This window comes from Phycicoccus avicenniae (assembly GCF_018139485.1).
Classification (GTDB): domain Bacteria; phylum Actinomycetota; class Actinomycetes; order Actinomycetales; family Dermatophilaceae; genus Phycicoccus; species Phycicoccus avicenniae.
On record NZ_JAGSNF010000008.1, the window covers coordinates 101,715 to 120,725 of the forward strand.

Genomic DNA, 19,011 nt, shown 5'->3' on the forward strand with positions numbered 1-19,011 from the left:
ATCCGCCGAGCCCTCTCCCAGGGGCACCCCCGACAATCGTCGCATGACGGTCCGCATCGCCCTGCTCACCGCCGACGAGGTCACCTCCGGCCCGGCCGAGGGCTCCCCCGCGGTCGCGCCGGACGTCGAGGTCCGTCCGCTCGACGCCCGCACCCTGCCGGTCGAGCGGATCCAGGGCGCCGACGGACTGTGGGTCGCTCCGGGGGCCGGACCCGCGGCCGCCGCCGTCGTCGCCTGGGCGCACGCCGCCCGGGTCCCCGTCGGGGGCGACACCCCCGGGGCCCCGCCCTGGGCCTCCCCCGGCCTCGACCCCGCCTTCGTCGACGCGGCGAGGGCCCGCTCCGCGTGGCGCACCGCCACGGACGAGCGGGTCGCCGCCGCCGAGGCGGTCGCGGCGGCCGAGGCCGAGCCGCGGCCGTTCGTGCACCAGATGCGCGGTCCCCGCCACCGGTGGTGGCGCCCGCTGCTCTGGCTGGTCGTCTTCGCCCTCTCCTACGCGCTGCTCACGGTCCTCGTCGTGCTCCCCCTGACCTTCGCGGGGCTCGTGCCCGCCGACGAGGCCGAGCTCGTGGGGTCGGCGTCCGGGCTCGCCGTCCTCAACCTCACCCTCATCCTCCTCGTGCCGTCCACGCTGCTCGCCTCGTGGGTCGCGCACCGCCGCTCGCCCTGGCGGGTGCTCTCCGTGGCGGGGCGGCTGCGGTGGGGCTGGCTCGGCTGGTGCCTCCTCGTCGTCGTGCCGGTGTGGGCGGTCTACCTCGCGGTGTCGTGGGTCGTCTTCGACCAGCAGGTGCTCCCCCGCCCCGCGGAGTGGGCGGGTCTGCTCGCCTCGGCGCTCCTGCTCACCCCGCTCCAGGCGAGCGCGGAGGAGGTCTTCTTCCGCGGCGGGCTGCTCCAGGCCGTCGGGGCCTGGTTCCGGCGGCCGGTCGTCGCGCTCGTCGTGACGACCCTCCTCACGACGGCCCTGTTCGCCGCCGCCCACGGCTCCGCCGACCCGTGGATCGTCGCCGAGCTCTCCGCGCTGGCGGTGGCGGGCTGCTGGCTGGCGTGGCGCACCGGCGGCCTCGAGGCCGTCATCGCGGTGCACGTCGTGAACAACGTGCTCATCACCGTCGCCGGCTCCCTCTTCGGCGGTCTCGACCAGTCCTTCGTCGACGCCGAGGCGACCGGCAGCCCGGCGTCGGCCGCGATGGCGTGGCTCGTCACGGGTCTCGTGACGTGGGTGCTCCTGCGGCTCGCGGTCCGGCGCGGCGTCGCGCCGGCGGGCGCGCTCACCCCGGCCCGGGGCTGACCTCCCCCGCCGCGAGGTCGGCGGTGTAGAGCGCGAGCAGACGGGCGCTGCCGTCGACGGCGCTCATCGTCCCGGCGCGCACCGCCTCCTCGACGGCCTCTCGCTCGGCCCGCACGCTCGCCGACCCGCGGACGCCGTCGGTGAGCGAGGCGTCGACGAGCGCCCACATCCAGTCCTGCTGCTGCCGGGCGCGGCGGGCCTCGAGGGACCCGCCCTCGGACAGGTGGGCCCGATGGTCCAGGACGGCCTGCCACACCTCGTCGAGCCCGGCGCCGGTCACCGAGGAGCAGGTGAGCACCGGCGGCCGGCGGACGTCACCGGGCAGCATGAGCCGCATCGCCGACGCCAGGTCGCGGGCCGCCCCCTTCGCCGGGGTCTCGCCGTCGCCGTCGGCCTTGTTGACGGCGATGACGTCCGCGAGCTCGAGGATCCCCCGCTTGATGCCCTGCAGCTGGTCGCCGGCGCGCGCGAGGGTGAGCAGGAGGAAGGTGTCGACCATCTCGGACACGGCGATCTCGTTCTGGCCGACGCCGACGGTCTCGACGACGACGACGTCGTACCCGGCGGCCTCCAGGACGAGCATCGACTCGCGGGTCGCCCTGGCGACCCCCCCGAGCTGGCGCCCCGACGGGCTGGGCCGGATGAAGGCGTCGTCGCTCGCGGCGAGCGTCGCCATCCGGGTGCGGTCGCCGAGGATCGAGCCTCCGGTCCGGCGTGAGCTCGGGTCGACCGCGAGGACGCCGACGCGGTGCCCGGCCTCGACGAGCCGGGTGCCGAGGGCGTCGGTGAACGTCGACTTGCCCGCGCCGGGGACCCCGGTGAGGCCGAGCCGGACGGCCCGCCCGGTCGCGTCGTCGAGGCCGGCGAGCAGCTCGCGGGCCTGCTCACGGTGGTCGGTCCGGCGGGACTCGACGAGCGTGATGGCCCGGGCGACGTGGCCGCGGGACCCCGCCCGCACACCCGCCGCGAGGTCGTCGACGTCGACCGGCCTCACCCGAGCCGCTCGCGCAGGTCGGCGACGAGGGCCGTCGCCGCCCGGCTGATGACGGTCCCGGGCGGGTAGATCGCGTCGGCACCGGCCTCCCGGAGCGCCTCGTGGTCCTGGTCGGGGATGACCCCGCCGACGACGATCATGAGATCGTCCCGGCCGAGGTCGTCGAGCGCCTGACGCAGCGCCGGCACGAGGGTGAGATGACCCGCCGCGAGCGAGCTGACCCCGACGACGTGCACGTCGGTCTCCACGGCCTGCCGGGCGACCTCGTCCGGGGTCTGGAACAGCGGACCCACGTCGACGTCGAAGCCGAGGTCGGCGAACGCCGTCGCGATGACCTTCTGTCCGCGGTCGTGGCCGTCCTGGCCCATCTTCGCGACGAGGATGCGCGGGCGGCGGCCCTGCTCCTCCTCGAACTCCTCGACGGCCACCTGGGCGGCCCGGACCGAGGCGTCCTCCCCGGCCTCGGCGCTGTACACGCCACCGATCGTACGGATCTGCGCGGTGTACCGGCCGAACGCCTCCTCCATCGCGGCGGACATCTCGCCGACGGTGGCCTTGGCCCGGGCGGCGTCGACGGCGAGCGCGAGCAGGTTCGTGCCGAGCGTGCCGTCCGACCCGGCGCGCGCGGCCTCGGTCATCCGGGCCAGGGCGGCGCGGCAGGCTTCCTCGTCCCGCTCGGCCCGCAGCCGCTCGAGGCGGGCCACCTGGCTCGCCCGGACGGCGACGTTGTCGACCTTGAGGACTTCGATCGGCTCGTCCTCGTCGACGGGGTAGGTGTTGACCCCGATCACCGGCTGCTGGCCGGAGTCGATCCGCGCCTGGGTGCGCGCCGCCGCCTCCTCGATCCGCATCTTCGGGATCCCGGCCTCGATGGCCTTCGCCATCCCGCCGGCCGCCTCGACCTCCTCGAGGTGCGCCCACGCCCGGCGGGCGAGGTCGTGCGTGAGCCGCTCGACGAACGCCGACCCGCCCCACGGGTCGATGGTGCGGGTCGTGCCGGACTCCTGCTGGAGGACGAGCTGGGTGTTGCGGGCGATCCGGGCCGAGAAGTCCGTCGGCAGCGCGATCGCCTCGTCGAGGGCGTTCGTGTGCAGGCTCTGGGTGTGGCCCTGGGTCGAGGCCATCGCCTCGACGCACGTGCGCACGACGTTGTTGAAGACGTCCTGCGCGGTGAGGGACCACCCGGAGGTCTGGCTGTGCGTGCGCAGCGAGAGCGACTTGGGGTCCTTCCCGCCCTGCTCGCGCACGAGCCGGGCCCACAGCAGCCGGGCCGCCCGCATCTTGGCGACCTCCATGTAGAAGTTCATGCCGATGGCCCAGAAGAAGGACAGCCGGGGCGCGAACCGGTCGACCTCGAGCCCGACGGCCTTCCCGGCGCGGACGTACTCGACGCCGTCGGCGAGGGTGTACGCGAGCTCGAGGTCCTGCGTCGCCCCGGCCTCCTGCATGTGGTACCCGGAGATCGAGATCGAGTTGAACCGGGGCATCTCCTGGCTCGTGAAGGCGAAGATGTCGCTGATGATCCGCATCGACGGCTCGGGTGGGTAGATGTAGGTGTTACGGACCATGAACTCCTTGAGGATGTCGTTCTGGATGGTCCCCGTGAGGCGGTCCGGGCCCACCCCCTGCTCCTCGGCGGCGACGACGTACAGGGCCAGGACGGGGACGACGGCGCCGTTCATCGTCATCGACACCGACATCCGGTCCAGCGGGATGCCGTCGAAGAGGATCCGCATGTCCTCGATGGAGTCGATCGCGACGCCGGCCATCCCGACGTCGCCCGCGACCCGCGGGTGGTCGGAGTCGTAGCCACGGTGGGTCGCGAGGTCGAACGCGACGGACAGCCCCTTCTGCCCCGCGGCGAGGTTGCGCCGGTAGAAGGCGTTGGACTCCTCCGCCGTGGAGAAGCCGGCGTACTGGCGGATCGTCCACGGCTGCGTCGTGTACATCGTCGGGTACGGGCCGCGCAGGTACGGCGGGGCGCCGGGGACGGTGTCGAGGAAGTCGAGGCCGTCGAGGTCGGAGGCGTCGTAGAACGGCTTGACCGCGATCTGCTCCGGGGTGAGCCACGGCTCGCCCGCGGCCGGCGGGGCCCCGGCAGAGGGGGTGCCGTCGCCGAGGTCGAGGGAGCCGAAGTCCGGGATCCTGCTCATCGCTGCGCTCCGTCCGTGGCGTCGGTGAACCGGTCGAGGAGGTCACCGAGCAGGGCGACGACGTCCACCCCGTCGTAGAGCTCGCCGTCGACGAGGTCCGCGTCGTCGCCGAGCTCGTCGGCGCGGCCCGCGACGAGGACGTGGCCGACGCCCGCGGCCCGCAGCCGCTCGACCTCCTCCCGGGCGCCGTCGGCGTACCCGCCCCGACCCGCGACGAGGACGGCGACCGGCCCCACCTCCTCCCCCACCACGAGGCCCCCGGCGGCGAGGAGGTTCTCGGCGAAGGAGCGCCGGGCCTGGTGGTCCCGGAGCGGCCCGAGGGTGGCGAGGGTGACCGTGGGTGCGCCGAGCGCTCGGGCCCGGTCGCGCAGCGCCTCGAACGGCGCCGCGTCACGGCGCGGGGCGAGGGCGCCGTCGGAGACCGGGAGCGCGGACCGGGTCCGGCGCGGCGGTGTCGGGTCCCGCGGGTCCGGGAAGGTCGAGACGCCGGTGAGCGGCCTGGCCCGGGTGGCGACGAGCCGGGCGCGGTCGTCGGCCGCGACGGCGGCCCAGCGGTGGACCAGCCCGGACGCCAGCGCCTCGAGCGCACCGCCGGCCCGCTCCACCTCACGGAAGCGCTCCCAGGCGGCGGTCGCCACCTCGTCGGTGAGCGCCTCGAGGTACCACGACCCGCCACCGGGGTCGGTGACGCGGCCGACGTTGGACTCGTCGGCGAGGAGGATCTGGGTGTTGCGGGCCAGCCGGCGGCCGAAGCGCTCGGGGAGGCCGGCGACGGTGTCGTGCGGGAGCACGGTGACGGCGTCCGCGCCCCCGATCGACGCGCCGAAGGCCGCCAGGGTGCCCCGCAGCACGTTGACGAAGGGGTCCTGGCGGGCCGCCATCCGCAGGCTCGTCACGGCGTGCGTCCGCAGCCCGCGGTCGGCTTCCGGCACCCCGCAGGCCTCGGCGACCCGCGCCCACAGGCGGCGGGCGGCCCGCAGGACGGCCGCGGTGAGGAACTGGTCGGCCGTCGCCGGCAGCCGCATCTCGACGAGGGGGACGACCCGGGCGGGGTCGAGCCCGTCGGCCTCGAGACGGCGGAGCAGCGCGACGGCGCACGACAGCCCGAACGCGAGCGCGTCGACCTCGCTCGCACCCCCGTCGTGGAGGACACGGGTGTCGAGCGTGAGCGCGCTCCAGCCCTCCCGGCCGACGCAGCGGTCGACGAGCGGGGCGAGTCCGGTGAGGTCGGGGGCGGCGCCGGTGCGCAGGGCCGCGGAGACGGGGTCGAGCCCCAGGCCGAGACCCGCGGTCGTGGAGTCACCGACGTGGTCGAGCAGGGCGCGGGCCGCACCCTCCTGGTCGGTGAAGGAGGAGACGACGACGGGGGCGAGGTCGAGCCGGACGTCGGCGAGGACCTCGGGGACGTCGGCGGCGGCGATGCCCTCGTCGCCGACGTGGAGCCACACCGAGGTGACGCCGTGCTCGAGGTCGTCGAGGACGAAGGCACGCGAGCGCGCCGGGTCGGGGTCGTCGTGCAGCTGGCGGACGTCCCAGGGCAGGGTGCCGTCGCGGACCGTGCGGCCGCGGGTGAAGGGCGCCACGCCGGGCAGGCCGAGGTCGCGGTCCTCCCGCAGGTACAGCCCGGCCGTGCTCAGCCCGCCGTCGAGCTCGCGGCGCAGGGCGTCCTCCGCCTCCTCCGGCCCGGGACCGTCCCCCTCGGGCCGGCCCTTGGCGAGGACCTGCGCGACGAGCCGGCGCCAGTCCTCGCGGGTGCGCGGGTCGAACCCCTCGGCGAGTGCCATCGGGTCCGCAGCGGGCGACGTCATCCAGCCCTCCTCCATCGGCGGTCGGTCCCGTCAACCCTAGCCACGGCGTGGTCGCGGGACACCGAGAGATCGGTCACCCGGGCCGGGACGGACCCCTCAGGCGGGCGCGATGTCGGCGTACCGGAGACCGGCGGCCTGCAGCCGCTCGCGGCCCCCGTCGAGGGCGGTGAGGACGTGGAGACCGGCCTCGGTGACGGCGACGGAGTGCTCCCAGTGCGCCGCCCGCGACCCGTCCCGCGTCACGACGGTCCACTCGTCCTCGAGGACGGTGTTGTCCTGGCTGCCGAGCGTCACCATCGGCTCGACGCAGATCGTCGTGCCGTCGACGACCTTCGGACCCTTCCCGGACACCCGGTAGTTCGGGACCTGCGGGTCCATGTGCATCGAGGTGCCGATCCCGTGGCCGACGTAGTCCTCGACGAGCCCGTAGCGCCGCCCGCGGTCGGTGCCCGCCGCCGTGAGGGAGTCCTCGACCGCGGCGCCGACGTCGTAGAGCGCTCCCCCGACGCGCAGCGCGCCGATACCGGCCCAGAGGGCGGCCTCGGTGTCGTCGGACAGCGCGATGTCCTCGGGCCGTCCCGCGTCCCGGCCGCCGACGACGAGCGTCATCGCCGCGTCCCCGTTCCAGCCCTCGACCTCGGCGCCGCAGTCGACCGACAGCAGGTCGCCCTCGCGGAGCGTCTTGTCCGCCCGCGGGATGCCGTGGACGATCTCGTCGTTCACGGACGCGCAGAGGGTGTGGCGATAGCCGGGCACGAGCTGGAAGTTCGGCACCCCGCCGTGGTCGCGGATGTGCGTCTCGGCGAGCGCGTCGAGCTCGAGCGTCGTGACGCCGGGCCGCACCGACGCCGCGACGAGGTCCAGGGTGCGCCCGACGAGCAGACCGGCGGTGCGCATCCGGGCCAGCTGCTCGGGGGTCTTGCCCTCGCAGCGCTCGCGGCCGAACAGTCCCATGCGGTGTGTCGTCAGACGCGGCCGAGGGCGTCGATGACGCGCTCGGTGACCTCGTCGATCGCGCCGTCCCCGTCGACCGAGACGAGCAGGCCGCGGTCGCGGTACGTCGTCGCGAGCGGCCGGGTCTCGCGGTGGTAGATCGCCATCCGGTCCCGCACGACGTCCTCGGTGTCGTCGTCGCGCCCCTCGGTCTCGGCCCGCTTGAGCAGCCGGCCGACGACGACCTCGTCGTCCACCGTGAGCTCGAGGACGGCACCGAGGTCCGCGCCCTGCTGCGCCAGCATCTGGTCGAGCGCGCCGACCTGGGCCAGGGTGCGCGGGTAGCCGTCGAGGAGGAAGCCGGAGGCGCAGTCGGGCTTTGCGAGGCGGTCCTCGACGATCGCGTTCGTGATCCCGTCGGAGACGTAGCCGCCGGAGGCGAGGATCTCCTTGACCTGGAGACCGAGCTCGGTCTCCTCCTTGATGTTCGCGCGGAAGATGTCTCCGGTCGAGATGGCCGGGATGCCGTAGTGGTCGGCGATCCGGGAGGCCTGCGTGCCCTTACCGGCACCGGGAGGACCGAGGATGATGAGGCGCATCAGCGGAGGAACCCTTCGTAGTGGCGCTGCTGGAGCTGGGCCTCGATCTGCTTCACGGTCTCGAGGCCGACACCGACGATGATGAGGATCGAGGTGCCGCCGAACGGGAAGTTCTGGTTGGCGTCGACGAGCACCAGCGCGATGAGCGGGATGAGCGAGATGAGCGCGAGGTAGATGGCGCCCGGCACGGTGATCCGGGTGAGGACGTAGTTGAGGTACTCGGCCGTGGGTCGCCCGGCGCGGATACCCGGGATGAAGCCGCCGTACTTCTTCATGTTGTCGGCGACCTCGGTCGGGTTGAACGTGATCGAGACGTAGAAGAACGTGAAGAAGAGGATCAGCCCGATGTACGTGAGCATGTAGACGGGGTGGTCACCGGTCTGGAAGGTCGCGGTGAGCCAGTCGACCCAGCCCGGGTTGACCCCGTCGGGGCTCTGGTTGAACTGCGCCACGAGCATCGGCAGCGTGAGCAGCGAGCTCGCGAAGATCACGGGGATGACGCCGGCCATGTTGACCTTGAGCGGGATGTACGTCGAGGTGCCGCCGTAGACCCGGCGACCGACCATCCGCTTGGCGTACTGGACCGGGATGCGCCGCTGGCTCTGCTCGACGAAGACGACGAGGGCGATGACGACGAGCCCGACGGCGATGACCCCGAGGAAGACCGACCAGCCGGAGCGCTGCTGGATCGCCCAGAGCGAGCCCGGGAACTGGGCCGCGATCGAGGTGAAGATGAGCAGCGACATCCCGTTGCCGACGCCCTTGTCCGTGACGAGCTCGCCGAGCCACATGACCAGGCCGGTGCCCGCGGTCATCGTGAGGACCATGATGAGGAGGGTGACGACGGAGTCGTCGGCGAGGATGTTCGTGCAGCCCGGGTTGTTGAACAGCGTCTGCGGGTTCTGCGCGAACGTGATGAGCGTCGAGGACTGCAGCACCGCGAGACCGATGGTGAGGTAGCGGGTGTACTGCGTCATCTTCGCCTGGCCGGCCTGCCCCTCCTTCTTGAGGGCCTCGAACCGCGGGATGACGACCGTCAGCAGCTGCACGATGATGCTCGCCGTGATGTACGGCATGATCCCGAGCGCGAAGATCGACAGCTGGAGCAGTGCCCCGCCGCTGAAGAGGTTGATGAGCCCGAGCAGCTGGTTGCTGTTGTCGGCGCCCTCGAGGCAGCTCTGCACGAGCGGGTAGCTGACGCCCGGCGTCGGCACGTGCGACCCGAGACGGAACAGCACGATGATGCCGAGGGTGAACAGCAGCTTCCTGCGCAGGTCGGGCGTCTTGAACGCTCGGCCGAAGTTGGTGAGCACAGGTCCTCCATGGAGCGGCCGGGTCACGGCCGGTTGTCAGCGATCCGTCACAACATACCCGGTGACTCCGACGGCGCCGTCGCCACGGGGGGCGGACCGGACGGCGCAGGGCCGGCTCCGAAGTGACTCCGGAGCCGGCCCTGCGGCACGCGGTCCTGGTGGTGCGTCAGGCGGTCGTGGTCGATCCGCCGGCCGCCTCGATCTTCTCCTTGGCGCTCGCGGAGAACGCCGCCGCCGTGACGTCGACCGCCACGGAGATCTCGCCGGTCCCGAGCACCTTGACCGGGTGACCGCCGCGGACGGCGCCGCGGGCCACGAGGTCCTCGACCGTCACCGCGCCACCGTCGGGGTAGAGCGCCGACAGCCTGTCGAGGTTGACGACCTGGTACTCGGTCTTGAACGGGTTCGTGAACCCGCGCAGCTTCGGGAACCGCATGTGCAGCGGGGTCGCGCCACCCTGGAAGCCCTCGGGCACCTGGTAGCGGGCCTTCGTGCCCTTGGTCCCGCGACCCGCGGTCTTGCCGCGCTTGCCGCCCTCACCGCGACCGACGCGGATCTTGGCGGACTTCGCCCCGGGGGCGGGACGCAGGTGGTGGACCTTCAGCGCCGCGGCCTCACGGCCCGCGGCGGCCTTGCCGGCCTTCGTGGTGTCGGCCATGCTCACTCGACCTCCTCGACGGCGACCAGGTGGGTCACCGTGTTGACCATCCCGCGGATCTCGGGACGGTCCTCCTTGACGACGACGTCGCCGATGCGCTTCAGACCGAGGGAGCGCAGCGTGTTCCGCTGGTTCTGCTTGCCCCCGATCCCGGACCGGGTCTGGGTGACCTTGAGACGACCCATCACGCACCTGCCTTCGCCTCGGCCACACCGGCGGCCTGGGCGCGCAGCATCGCCGCGGGGGCGACCTGGTCGACCGGGAGACCGCGGCGGGCCGCGACCGACTCCGGGCGCTCGAGGCCCTGGAGGGCCTCGACGGCGGCGTGGACGATGTTGATCGCGTTGTCCGAGCCGAGGCTCTTGGACAGCACGTCGTGGATGCCGGCGCACTCGAGCACCGCACGGACCGGGCCACCGGCGATGACACCGGTACCGGGGCTGGCGGGGCGGAGCATGACGACACCGGCCGCGGCCTCACCCTGGACGGGGTGCGGGATGGTGCCCTGGATGCGGGGGACGCGGAAGAAGTTCTTCTTCGCCTCCTCGACACCCTTGGCGATCGCCGCGGGCACCTCCTTGGCCTTGCCGTAGCCGACGCCGACGGTGCCGTCACCGTCGCCGACGACGACGAGCGCGGTGAAGCTGAACCGCCGGCCGCCCTTGACGACCTTCGCGACGCGGTTGATCGTCACGACGCGCTCGAGGTACTGGTTCTTCTCGGCGTCCCGGGAGTCACGACCGCGACGGTCGTCCCGGCCTCCGCGACGGTCGCCGCCGCGGTCGTTCGGGCCACTCCCGGTGCCTCGACGCTGGGGTCCTGGCATCAGATGTTCCTCTTCTCGACGGACGTGGTGGTACGGGCGCGGGTCACAGCGACAGCCCGCCTTCCCGGGCGCCGTCCGCGATGGCGGCGACGCGGCCGTGGTACTTGTTGCCGCCACGGTCGAAGACGACGGACTCGACGCCGGCCGCCTTCGCGCGCTCGGCGACGAGCTCGCCGACCTTCTTGGCCTTGTCGCGCTTGTCGCCCTCGGCGGTGCGCACGTCGGCCTCCATGGTCGACGCGGACGCCACGGTCTTGCCGACGGTGTCGTCGACGACCTGGACGAACACGTGCCGCGAGGAGCGCGAGACGACGAGACGCGGGCGGGCCGCGGTACCGCTGACCTGCTTGCGGACGCGCACGTGACGGCGAACCCGTGCGGCCGACTTGCCCTTGGCGCGCTTGGTGATGAGTGCCATCGCTTACTTACCAGCCTTTCCGACCTTGCGGCGGATGTGCTCGCCCTCGTACCGAACGCCCTTGCCCTTGTACGGGTCGGGCCGACGGAGCTTGCGGATGTTCGCGGCGGTCTCGCCGACGAGCTGCTTGTCGATGCCCGCGACCGAGAACCGGGTGGGGTTCTCGACGGCGAACGTGATGCCCTCCGGCGGCTCGACCGTGATCGAGTGCGAGTAGCCGAGGGCGAACTCGAGGGTGCTGCCCTTGGCCTGCACGCGGTACCCGGTGCCGTGGATCTCGAGCTTCTTCGTGTAGCCCTCGGTGACGCCGAGGACCATGTTGTTGATGAGCGAGCGGCTCAGGCCGTGCAGCGAGCGGGACTCACGCTCGTCGTCCGGGCGGGACACCGTGATGGTGTCGTCCTCCCGGGCGACGGTGATCGGCTCGGCGACGGTGTGGCTCAGCTCGCCCTTCGGGCCCTTGACGACGACGTGCTGACCGTCGATGGTCACGTCGACGCCCGAGGGGATCGAGACGGGGAGACGTCCGATTCGCGACATGGCTGCTTCCCCTTACCAGACGTAGGCGAGGACTTCCCCACCCACACCCTTGTTGGCGGCCTGCCTGTCGGTCAGGAGGCCGGACGACGTCGAGATGATCGCGACGCCGAGCCCGCCGAGGACCTTGGGCAGGTTCGTGGACTTGGCGTACACGCGCAGACCGGGCTTGCTCACGCGGCGCAGGCCGGCGATGGAGCGCTCCCGGTTGGGGCCGTACTTGAGCTGGACGGTCAGGGTCTTGCCGACCTCCGCGTCGGCGACGCTCCAGCCGGCGATGTACCCCTCGGCCTCGAGGATCTCCGCGATGTGGCTCTTGAGCTTCGAGAACGGCATGTCGACCTCGTCCTTGTGCGCCGAGTTGGCGTTCCGGACGCGGGTCAGCATGTCCGCGATCGGGTCTGTCATGGTCATTGGGCTTCTCCGCCCTCTCTCACCGTGGTTTCTGCCGGGGGCTCCCCGGGCGGACCTGCGATGTAGATGGGATGTTGTCGTGACTGCCGCGGGGCGCGGCGGGTCGGTCTGTTACCAGCTGCTCTTGGTCACGCCGGGGAGCTCGCCCGCGTGGGCCATCTCCCGGAGGCAGATCCGGCACAGGCCGAACTTGCGGTAGACCGAGTGCGGGCGGCCGCAGCGCTGGCAGCGCGTGTACGCGCGGACCGAGAACTTCGGCTTCTTGTTGGACTTGTTGATGAGCGCGGTCTTGGCCATCTCACTTCTCCTTGAACGGGAAGCCGAGCGCCTTGAGCAGCGCGCGCCCCTCGTCGTCGTTCGTCGCGGTCGTGACGACCGTGATGTCCATGCCGCGGACCCGGTCGATCTTGTCCTGGTTGATCTCGTGGAACATCGACTGCTCCGTGAGACCGAAGGTGTAGTTACCACGGCCGTCGAACTGCTTCGGCGAGAGCCCGCGGAAGTCGCGGATGCGCGGGAGGGCGACCGAGACGAGCCGGTCGAGGAACTCCCACATGCGGTCGCCGCGCAGCGTCGTGTGCGCACCGATCGGCATGCCCTCGCGGAGCTTGAACTGCGCGATGGACTTGCGGGCCCGGGTGACGACCGGCTTCTGGCCGGTGATCGCCGTGAGGTCGCGCACGGCGCCCTCGATGAGCTTGCTGTCCTTCGCGGCGTCGCCGACGCCCATGTTGACGACGACCTTGGTCACGCCGGGGACCTGCATGACGTTCCCGTAGGAGAACTGGTCCTTGAGCGAGCCCTTGATCTCGTCGTGGTAGCGCGCCTTGAGGCGGGGGCTGGTCGCGGTGTCTGCCATCTCTCTCACAGGTCCTTGCCCGAGCGCACGCCGACGCGGACACGGCTCGCCTTCTGGCGGCCGTCGCGCTCGACGGTCTCGACGCGGGTCTTGATCCGGGTCGGCTTCTTGTCCGACGGGTCGACGATCGCCACGTTGCTCACGTGGATCGCGGCCTCCTGGACGATGAGGCCACCGGTGCGGCTGCCCCGGTTGGACTGCCCCGCCTTGGTGTGCCGGGTGACCCGGTTCACGCCCTCGACGGTCACGCGGCCGTTCTCGCGGTCGACCGCGATGACCTTGCCGGTGCTGCCCTTGTCCTTGCCGGCGAGCACCTGGACGGTGTCGCCCTTCTTGATCTTCGTCGCCATGACTCAGAGCACCTCCGGGGCCAGGCTGATGATCTTCATGAACTTCTTCTCGCGCAGCTCGCGGCCGACCGGGCCGAAGATGCGCGTGCCACGCGGGTCACCGTCGTTGCGGAGGATGACGGCGGCGTTCTCGTCGAAGCGGATGTACGACCCGTCGTTCCGACGGCGCTCCTTCGCGGTCCGCACGATGACGGCCTTGACGACGTCACCCTTCTTGACGTTGCCGCCCGGGATCGCGTCCTTGACGGTGGCGACGATGGTGTCGCCGATACCGGCATAACGGCGACCGGAACCGCCGAGAACACGGATGCAGAGGATCTCCTTCGCACCGGTGTTGTCGGCGACGCGCAGTCGCGACTCCTGCTGGATCACTGTTGTCTCCTAGATGTCGTGCTGGTTCTCTGCGCACGCGGCGCCGAGCCTGGCCGAACGGGGGCGGGGGCGCGGGGGCGTCCCCCGCGGGGGGTTACTTGGCCTTCTCGAGGATCTCGACGACGCGCCAGCGCTTGCTCGCGGACATCGGGCGGGTCTCCATGATGAGGACGCGGTCGCCGACGCCGGCGCTGTTCTCCTCGTCGTGGGCCTTGACCTTGCTCGAGCGACGCAGGACCTTGCCGTACAGCGCGTGCTTGACGCGGTCCTGGACCTCGACGACGACGGTCTTGTCCATCTTGTCGCTCACCACGTAGCCCTGGCGGGTCTTGCGGTAGTTGCGCTCGATCGTCGCGGTCACGGTCTCGTCCTTCTTCTCGCTCACTTGGCCTCACCCTTCGCGCCGATGCCGAGCTCGCGCTCGCGCATCTCCGTGTAGATCCGGGCGATGTCCTTGCGGACGGCGCGCAGCCGGCCGTGGTTGTCCAGCTGGCCGGTGGCCGACTGGAACCGGAGGTTGAACAGCTCCTCCTTGGCCTTGCGGAGCTCGTCGACGAGACGCTCGGTCTCGAGCCCTCGCAGCTCCTGCGGCGTCAGGTCCTTGGAACCGACTGCCATCAGTACTCACCACCCTCACGCTGGACGAAGCGGCACTTCATCGGCAGCTTGTGCATGGCGAGGCGCATCGCCTCGCGCGCGACGTCCTCCGGAACACCGGAGAGCTCGAACATGACCCGGCCCGGCTTGACGTTGGCCACCCACCACTCGGGCGAGCCCTTGCCGGAGCCCATGCGGGTCTCGGCCGGCTTCTTGGTCAGCGGGCGGTCCGGGTAGATGTTGATCCAGACCTTTCCGCCACGCTTGATGTACCGAGTCATCGCGATACGCGCCGACTCGATCTGGCGGTTGGTGACGTAGGCGGGCTCGAGGGCCTGGATGCCGTAGTCACCGAACGCGATCTGCGTGCCACCCTTGGCCATGCCGGAGCGCTTCGGGTGGTGCTGCTTGCGGTGCTTGACCCGTCGGGGAATCAGCATGGGTCAGGACTCCTCGGTCTTGGCGGCCGGCGCCTGCTCGCCCGAGGCCTGCTCGGCGGCCGGGGCGCGACGGGCGCGGGCGGGACGGTCGGCGCCGTCACGACGCGGGCCACGACCCTGGCGCGGCGCGGAGGCCTGCTGGGCCGCGAGCTCACGCGCGGTGAGGTCGCCCTTGTAGATCCAGACCTTGACGCCGATGCGGCCGAAGGTGGTCCGGGCCTCGTAGAAGCCGTAGTCGATGTTCGCGCGGAGGGTGTGCAGCGGCACACGCCCCTCGCGGTAGAACTCGGTGCGGCTCATCTCCGCGCCGCCGAGGCGGCCGGAGACCTGGACGCGGATGCCCTTGGCGCCCGCACGGGTGGCGGACTGCATCCCCTTGCGCATGGCGCGACGGAAGGACACGCGGGCCGAGAGCTGCTCGGCGATGCCCTGCGCGACGAGCTGGGCCTCGACCTCGGGGTTCTTCACCTCGAGGATGTTGAGCTGGACCTGCTTGCCGGTGAGCTTCTCGAGCTCGCCGCGGATGCGGTCGGCCTCGGCGCCGCGGCGACCGATGACGATGCCCGGACGCGCGGTGTGGATGTCGACGCGGACCCGGTCACGGGTGCGCTCGATGTCGACGCGGGCGATGCCGGCGCGGTCCATGCCCGTGGACATGAGCTTGCGGATCGCCACGTCCTCCTTGACGTAGTCGCGGTAGCGCTGACCCGTCTTCGTGGAGTCGGCGAACCACCGGCTCTTGTGGTCCGTGGTGATCCCGAGACGGAAGCCGTGCGGGTTGACCTTCTGGCCCATCAGCGAGTGCCTCCGTTCGTGGTCGTGGGCTTGGGCGCGACGACCACCGTGATGTGGCTCGTGCGCTTGTTGATCCGGCTGGCGCGGCCCTGCGCCCGAGGGCGGAACCGCTTCATCGTCGGGCCCTCGTCGACGAAGGCCTTGGCGACGACGAGCTCGCGCTCGTCGAAGCGCTCCGCGGTCTGGTCGGCCCGGACCCGCGCGTTGGCGATCGCGGACTCGAGGACCTTGCGGACCTGCTCGCTCGCGCCCTGGGGAGCGAAGCGCAGCACGGAGATCGCCTCGGGGGCGTCCTTGCCGCGGATGAGGTCGACGACCCGTCGCGCCTTCATCGGCGTGATCCGGACGTGGCGGGCGACGGCCCGCGACTCGATGACGGTGTTCTCGGTGGCCATCAGCGACGACGCCCCTTCTTGTCGTCCTTCACGTGACCGCGGAAGGTCCGGGTCGGTGCGAACTCGCCGAGCTTGTGGCCGACCATCGACTCGGTGACGAACACCGGGACGTGCTTGCGGCCGTCGTGGACGGCGAGGGTGTGGCCGAGCATGTCGGGCGAGACGACCGAGCGACGCGACCAGGTCTTGATGACGTTCTTCGTGCCCGCTTCGTTCTGAGCGTCCACCTTCTTCTGGAGGTGGTCGTCGATGAAGGGGCCCTTCTTCAGGCTACGAGGCATTCCAGGCTCCTATCAGCGCTTCTTGCCAGTACGGCGGCGACGGACGATCATCGAGTCGCTCGGCTTGCCCGGGCGCCGCGTGCGGCCCTCCGGCTTGCCCCACGGGGACACCGGGTGGCGGCCACCGGAGGTCCGGCCCTCACCACCACCGTGCGGGTGGTCGACCGGGTTCATCACGACACCGCGCACGGTCGGGCGCTTGCCCTTCCAGCGCATACGGCCCGCCTTGCCCCAGCTGATGTTCGACTGCTCGGCGTTGCCGACCTCGCCGACGGTGGCGCGGCAGCGCACGTCGACGTTGCGGATCTCACCGGACGGCATGCGCAGCTGCGCGTACGGGCCGTCCTTGGCGACGAGCTGGACGCGGACGCCGGCCGAGCGGGCGATCTTCGCCCCGCCGCCGGGCCGCAGCTCGACGGCGTGGATGACCGTACCGGTCGGGATGTTGCGCAGCGGCAGGTTGTTGCCCGGCTTGATGTCGGCCGTCGGGCCGTTCTCGATCGCCGTGCCCTGCTCGACCCCGCGCGGCGCGAGGATGTAGCGCTTCTCGCCGTCGGCGTAGTGCAGCAGCGCGATCCGGGCGGTGCGGTTGGGGTCGTACTCGATGTGCGCGACCTTGGCCGGCACGCCGTCCTTGTCGTGGCGACGGAAGTCGATGACCCGGTACGCACGCTTGTGGCCGCCACCGATGTGACGGGTCGTGATGCGCCCGTTGTTGTTGCGGCCACCGCTCTTGCTCAGCGGACGGACGAGGGACTTCTCGGGGGTCGTGCGGGTGACCTCGACGAAGTCGGCCACGCTCGACCCGCGACGCCCCGGCGTCGTCGGCTTGTACTTACGGATACCCATGGTGTCTGTTCCTCAGCTTCCTCAGACGCCGGCGCTGCCGAAGATGTCGATCGACCCCTCGCGGAGGCTGACGATGGCGCGCTTGGTGTCCTTGCGCTTGCCGATGCCGAACCGGGTGCGGCGGGCCTTGCCCGGGCGGTTCATCGTGTGGACCGAGTCGACCTTGACGCCGAAGACCTGCTCGACGGCGATCTTGATCTCCGTCTTGTTGGCCCGCGGGTCGACGAGGAAGGTGTACTTGCCCTCGTCGAGCAGCCCGTAGGACTTCTCGGACACGACCGGCGCGATCAGGATGTCGCGGGGGTTCTTCTCCTGGCTCACTTCTCGTCCTCCTGGCCCTTCGCCGCGGACTTCTTGGCAGCGGGCTTCGCCGCGACGGTCTCGCCCGTGAACGCCTCGTAGGCGGCCTTGGTGAAGACGACGTCGTCGGCGCACAGCACGTCGTAGGTGTTGAGCTGGTCGACGGCCAGGACGTGCACCGCGGCGAGGTTGCGGACCGACTTCATCGAGACGAGGTCGGCACGCTCGAGCACGACGAGCACGTTGGGGCGCTCGGTGAGCCCGGCGAACAGCGCCATCGCGTCCTTGGTCGACGGGGCGTCGCCCGTGGCGATCGCCTCGACGACGTGGATGCGGCCGTGGCGGGCCCGGTCCGAGAGGGCACCGCGCAGGGCGGCGGCCTTCATCTTCTTCGGGGTCCGCTGGGCGTAGTCACGCGGCTGCGGGCCGTGGACGACCCCACCGCCGGCGAACTGCGGCGCGCGGGTCGAGCCCTGGCGGGCGCGGCCGGTGCCCTTCTGCCGGTACGGCTTGCGGCCACCGCCACGGACCTCACCGCGGGTCTTCGTCGCGTGCGTGCCCTGACGGGCCGCGGCGAGCTGCGCGGTGACGACCTGGTGGATGAGCGGGACGTTGGTCTGGACGTCGAAGATCTCCGAGGGGAGGGTGACGTCGAGCGTCTTGGTAGCCATGTCAGGCCCCCTTCGCGGCCGAGCGCACGAGGACGGTGGCGCCGCGCGGGCCCGGGACGGCGCCCTTGACCAGCAGCAGGCCCTTCTCGGCGTCCACGGCGTGGATCGTGAGGTTCTGCGTCGTGTGGCGCACGCCGCCCATGCGGCCGGCCATGCGCATGCCCTTGAAGACGCGACCGGGGGTGGCGCACCCACCGATCGAGCCGGGCTTGCGGTGGTTGCGGTGCGCACCGTGGGAGGCGCTGACGCCGTGGAAGCCGTGGCGCTTCATGACGCCCGCGAAGCCCTTGCCCTTGGTCGTCGCGCTGACGTCGACGTCCTGGCCGGCCTCGAAGGTGTCGGCACCGAGCTCCTGGCCGAGGGTGTACTCGGCGGCGTCGGCGGTGCGGATCTCGACGAGGTGACGGCGCGGGGTGACGCCGGCCTTGTCGAAGTGGCCGGTGAGCGGCTTGGTGACCTTGCGCGGGTCGATCGCGCCGTAGCCGAGCTGCACGGCGGCGTAGCCGTCGGTGTCGGCGTCGCGGACCTGGGTCACGACGTTCGGGCCGGCCTGGATCACGGTGACGGGCAGGAGGCGGTTGTCCTCGTCCCACACCTGGGTCATGCCGAGCTTGGTGCCCAGCAGACCCTTCTGGGTCTTCGTGGCAGTGGTGGTCATCGCGAGCCTCAGAGCTTGATCTCGATGTTGACGTCAGCCGGGAGGTCGAGACGCATCAACGAGTCGACCGCCTTGGGGGTCGGGTCGACGATGTCGATGAGGCGCTTGTGGGTGCGCATCTCGAAGTGCTCGCGGCTGTCCTTGTACTTGTGCGGCGACCGGATGACGCAGAACACGTTCTTCTCCGTCGGCAGCGGCACCGGGCCCACCACGGTGGCACCGGCGCGCTGCACCGTGTCGACGATCTTGCGCGCCGAGGAGTCGATGACCTCGTGGTCGTACGACTTCAACCGGATGCGGATCTTCTGTCCCGCCATCTGACGTTCCGTCTCTCTCTCGCCGTCCAAACTGTCGGTGTCGGCTCCGGTGGGCCTCCGACCCCCGAGGTCGGGCGTGTCGCCCTCGCTCCGCAGCGCCGCGACCGCACGGTCTCCCGTGCCACGTCCGCTGGTGGGTTCTTCGGTCCCGGTGGAACCGGGGGCCTGGCTCTTCGCGCACGCGCC

27 protein-coding genes and 1 pseudogene are annotated in these 19,011 nt (G+C 71.5%); 1 reads left to right on the forward strand and 27 read right to left on the reverse strand.

Annotation, left to right across the window (positions count from 1 at the left end; translation table 11 throughout):
- The first annotated feature begins 43 nt into the window (after positions 1-43).
- A complete protein-coding gene (locus tag KC207_RS07110) occupies positions 44-1,288 on the forward strand; it encodes a CPBP family intramembrane glutamic endopeptidase (protein WP_211602310.1) in 1,245 nt (414 codons plus the stop codon).
- Here KC207_RS07110 and meaB read toward each other — a convergent pair.
- The 27 genes and pseudogenes from meaB to rpsJ form a co-directional block, all read right to left on the reverse strand.
- Entirely contained in the window at positions 1,269-2,282 is a 1,014-nt protein-coding gene (gene meaB / locus KC207_RS07115; protein ID WP_211602311.1) for a methylmalonyl Co-A mutase-associated GTPase MeaB, read from the reverse strand. The two genes, KC207_RS07110 and meaB, sit on opposite strands and share 20 nt — an antisense overlap.
- Positions 2,279-4,435 carry a methylmalonyl-CoA mutase gene (gene scpA, locus KC207_RS07120; protein ID WP_211602312.1) on the reverse strand — a complete coding sequence of 719 codons (2,157 nt, stop codon included), beginning with the start codon at positions 4,433-4,435 and terminating at the stop codon, positions 2,279-2,281. The genes meaB and scpA overlap by 4 nt, the downstream gene beginning before the upstream one ends.
- Positions 4,432-6,243 carry a methylmalonyl-CoA mutase family protein gene (locus tag KC207_RS07125; protein ID WP_211602313.1) on the reverse strand — a complete coding sequence of 604 codons (1,812 nt, stop codon included), beginning with the start codon at positions 6,241-6,243 and terminating at the stop codon, positions 4,432-4,434. Before KC207_RS07125 ends, scpA begins: the two co-directional genes overlap by 4 nt.
- Before the next feature lie 96 nt (positions 6,244-6,339).
- Entirely contained in the window at positions 6,340-7,197 is an 858-nt protein-coding gene (gene map, locus KC207_RS07130; protein WP_211602314.1) for a type I methionyl aminopeptidase, read from the reverse strand.
- 11 nt (positions 7,198-7,208) lie between these two features.
- Positions 7,209-7,775 (reverse strand): adenylate kinase, encoded by a 567-nt coding sequence (locus tag KC207_RS07135; protein WP_211602315.1) that lies wholly within the window; start codon positions 7,773-7,775, stop codon positions 7,209-7,211.
- The gene (gene secY, locus KC207_RS07140; protein WP_211602316.1) at positions 7,775-9,088 is read right to left on the reverse strand and encodes a preprotein translocase subunit SecY; all 1,314 of its coding nucleotides are present in this window, start codon (positions 9,086-9,088) and stop codon (positions 7,775-7,777) included. Before secY ends, KC207_RS07135 begins: the two co-directional genes overlap by 1 nt.
- 166 nt (positions 9,089-9,254) lie before the next feature.
- A complete protein-coding gene (gene rplO / locus KC207_RS07145) occupies positions 9,255-9,746 on the reverse strand; it encodes a 50S ribosomal protein L15 (RefSeq protein ID WP_211602317.1) in 492 nt (163 codons plus the stop codon).
- Positions 9,747-9,748: 2 nt separating this feature from the next.
- Complete coding sequence (rpmD, locus tag KC207_RS07150) at positions 9,749-9,931, reverse strand: 50S ribosomal protein L30 (protein ID WP_211602318.1); 183 nt, start codon at positions 9,929-9,931, stop codon at positions 9,749-9,751.
- Positions 9,931-10,572 carry a 30S ribosomal protein S5 gene (rpsE, locus tag KC207_RS07155; protein WP_211602319.1) on the reverse strand — a complete coding sequence of 214 codons (642 nt, stop codon included), beginning with the start codon at positions 10,570-10,572 and terminating at the stop codon, positions 9,931-9,933. The genes rpmD and rpsE overlap by 1 nt, the downstream gene beginning before the upstream one ends.
- 43 nt (positions 10,573-10,615) lie before the next feature.
- Entirely contained in the window at positions 10,616-10,990 is a 375-nt protein-coding gene (rplR, locus tag KC207_RS07160) for a 50S ribosomal protein L18 (RefSeq protein WP_211602320.1), read from the reverse strand.
- 3 nt (positions 10,991-10,993) lie between these two features.
- Positions 10,994-11,530, reverse strand: a complete 537-nt coding sequence (gene rplF, locus KC207_RS07165) for a 50S ribosomal protein L6 (protein ID WP_211602321.1) — start codon at positions 11,528-11,530, stop codon at positions 10,994-10,996.
- Positions 11,531-11,542: 12 nt separating this feature from the next.
- Positions 11,543-11,941: a 30S ribosomal protein S8 gene (rpsH, locus tag KC207_RS07170; protein ID WP_211602322.1), complete on the reverse strand. Its 399-nt coding sequence runs from the start codon at positions 11,939-11,941 to the stop codon at positions 11,543-11,545.
- A gap of 111 nt (positions 11,942-12,052) precedes the next feature.
- Positions 12,053-12,238, reverse strand: coding sequence for a type Z 30S ribosomal protein S14 (locus KC207_RS07175; RefSeq protein WP_211602323.1), 186 nt, complete (start codon positions 12,236-12,238; stop codon positions 12,053-12,055).
- A gap of 1 nt (position 12,239) precedes the next feature.
- A complete protein-coding gene (rplE, locus tag KC207_RS07180; protein ID WP_211602324.1) occupies positions 12,240-12,800 on the reverse strand; it encodes a 50S ribosomal protein L5 in 561 nt (186 codons plus the stop codon).
- 5 nt (positions 12,801-12,805) lie between these two features.
- Positions 12,806-13,150, reverse strand: a complete 345-nt coding sequence (gene rplX, locus KC207_RS07185; protein WP_211602325.1) for a 50S ribosomal protein L24 — start codon at positions 13,148-13,150, stop codon at positions 12,806-12,808.
- Positions 13,151-13,153: 3 nt separating this feature from the next.
- The gene (gene rplN, locus KC207_RS07190; RefSeq protein WP_211602326.1) at positions 13,154-13,522 is read right to left on the reverse strand and encodes a 50S ribosomal protein L14; all 369 of its coding nucleotides are present in this window, start codon (positions 13,520-13,522) and stop codon (positions 13,154-13,156) included.
- Between the two features lie 94 nt (positions 13,523-13,616).
- Positions 13,617-13,907 carry a 30S ribosomal protein S17 gene (gene rpsQ / locus KC207_RS07195; protein WP_211602327.1) on the reverse strand — a complete coding sequence of 97 codons (291 nt, stop codon included), beginning with the start codon at positions 13,905-13,907 and terminating at the stop codon, positions 13,617-13,619.
- Positions 13,908-13,918: 11 nt separating this feature from the next.
- A pseudogene (rpmC, locus tag KC207_RS07200) lies at positions 13,919-14,140 on the reverse strand (50S ribosomal protein L29); the annotation flags it as partial.
- Complete coding sequence (gene rplP, locus KC207_RS07205; protein WP_211602328.1) at positions 14,140-14,559, reverse strand: 50S ribosomal protein L16; 420 nt, start codon at positions 14,557-14,559, stop codon at positions 14,140-14,142. The gene rplP and the pseudogene rpmC, both read right to left, overlap by 1 nt.
- 3 nt (positions 14,560-14,562) lie before the next feature.
- Complete coding sequence (gene rpsC / locus KC207_RS07210) at positions 14,563-15,354, reverse strand: 30S ribosomal protein S3 (protein ID WP_211602329.1); 792 nt, start codon at positions 15,352-15,354, stop codon at positions 14,563-14,565.
- Positions 15,354-15,749, reverse strand: a complete 396-nt coding sequence (gene rplV / locus KC207_RS07215) for a 50S ribosomal protein L22 (RefSeq protein WP_437179125.1) — start codon at positions 15,747-15,749, stop codon at positions 15,354-15,356. The genes rpsC and rplV overlap by 1 nt, the downstream gene beginning before the upstream one ends.
- Positions 15,749-16,030: a 30S ribosomal protein S19 gene (rpsS, locus tag KC207_RS07220; protein WP_211602330.1), complete on the reverse strand. Its 282-nt coding sequence runs from the start codon at positions 16,028-16,030 to the stop codon at positions 15,749-15,751. Before rpsS ends, rplV begins: the two co-directional genes overlap by 1 nt.
- A gap of 12 nt (positions 16,031-16,042) precedes the next feature.
- The gene (gene rplB / locus KC207_RS07225; protein ID WP_211602331.1) at positions 16,043-16,879 is read right to left on the reverse strand and encodes a 50S ribosomal protein L2; all 837 of its coding nucleotides are present in this window, start codon (positions 16,877-16,879) and stop codon (positions 16,043-16,045) included.
- Positions 16,880-16,900: 21 nt separating this feature from the next.
- Positions 16,901-17,200, reverse strand: a complete 300-nt coding sequence (rplW, locus tag KC207_RS07230) for a 50S ribosomal protein L23 (protein ID WP_211602332.1) — start codon at positions 17,198-17,200, stop codon at positions 16,901-16,903.
- Positions 17,197-17,850, reverse strand: coding sequence for a 50S ribosomal protein L4 (gene rplD / locus KC207_RS07235; RefSeq protein WP_211602333.1), 654 nt, complete (start codon positions 17,848-17,850; stop codon positions 17,197-17,199). Before rplD ends, rplW begins: the two co-directional genes overlap by 4 nt.
- Before the next feature lies 1 nt (position 17,851).
- A complete protein-coding gene (gene rplC / locus KC207_RS07240; RefSeq protein ID WP_211602334.1) occupies positions 17,852-18,508 on the reverse strand; it encodes a 50S ribosomal protein L3 in 657 nt (218 codons plus the stop codon).
- An 8-nt stretch (positions 18,509-18,516) separates the two neighbouring features.
- Positions 18,517-18,825: a 30S ribosomal protein S10 gene (rpsJ, locus tag KC207_RS07245; RefSeq protein ID WP_211602335.1), complete on the reverse strand. Its 309-nt coding sequence runs from the start codon at positions 18,823-18,825 to the stop codon at positions 18,517-18,519.
- Positions 18,826-19,011: the final 186 nt, after the last annotated feature.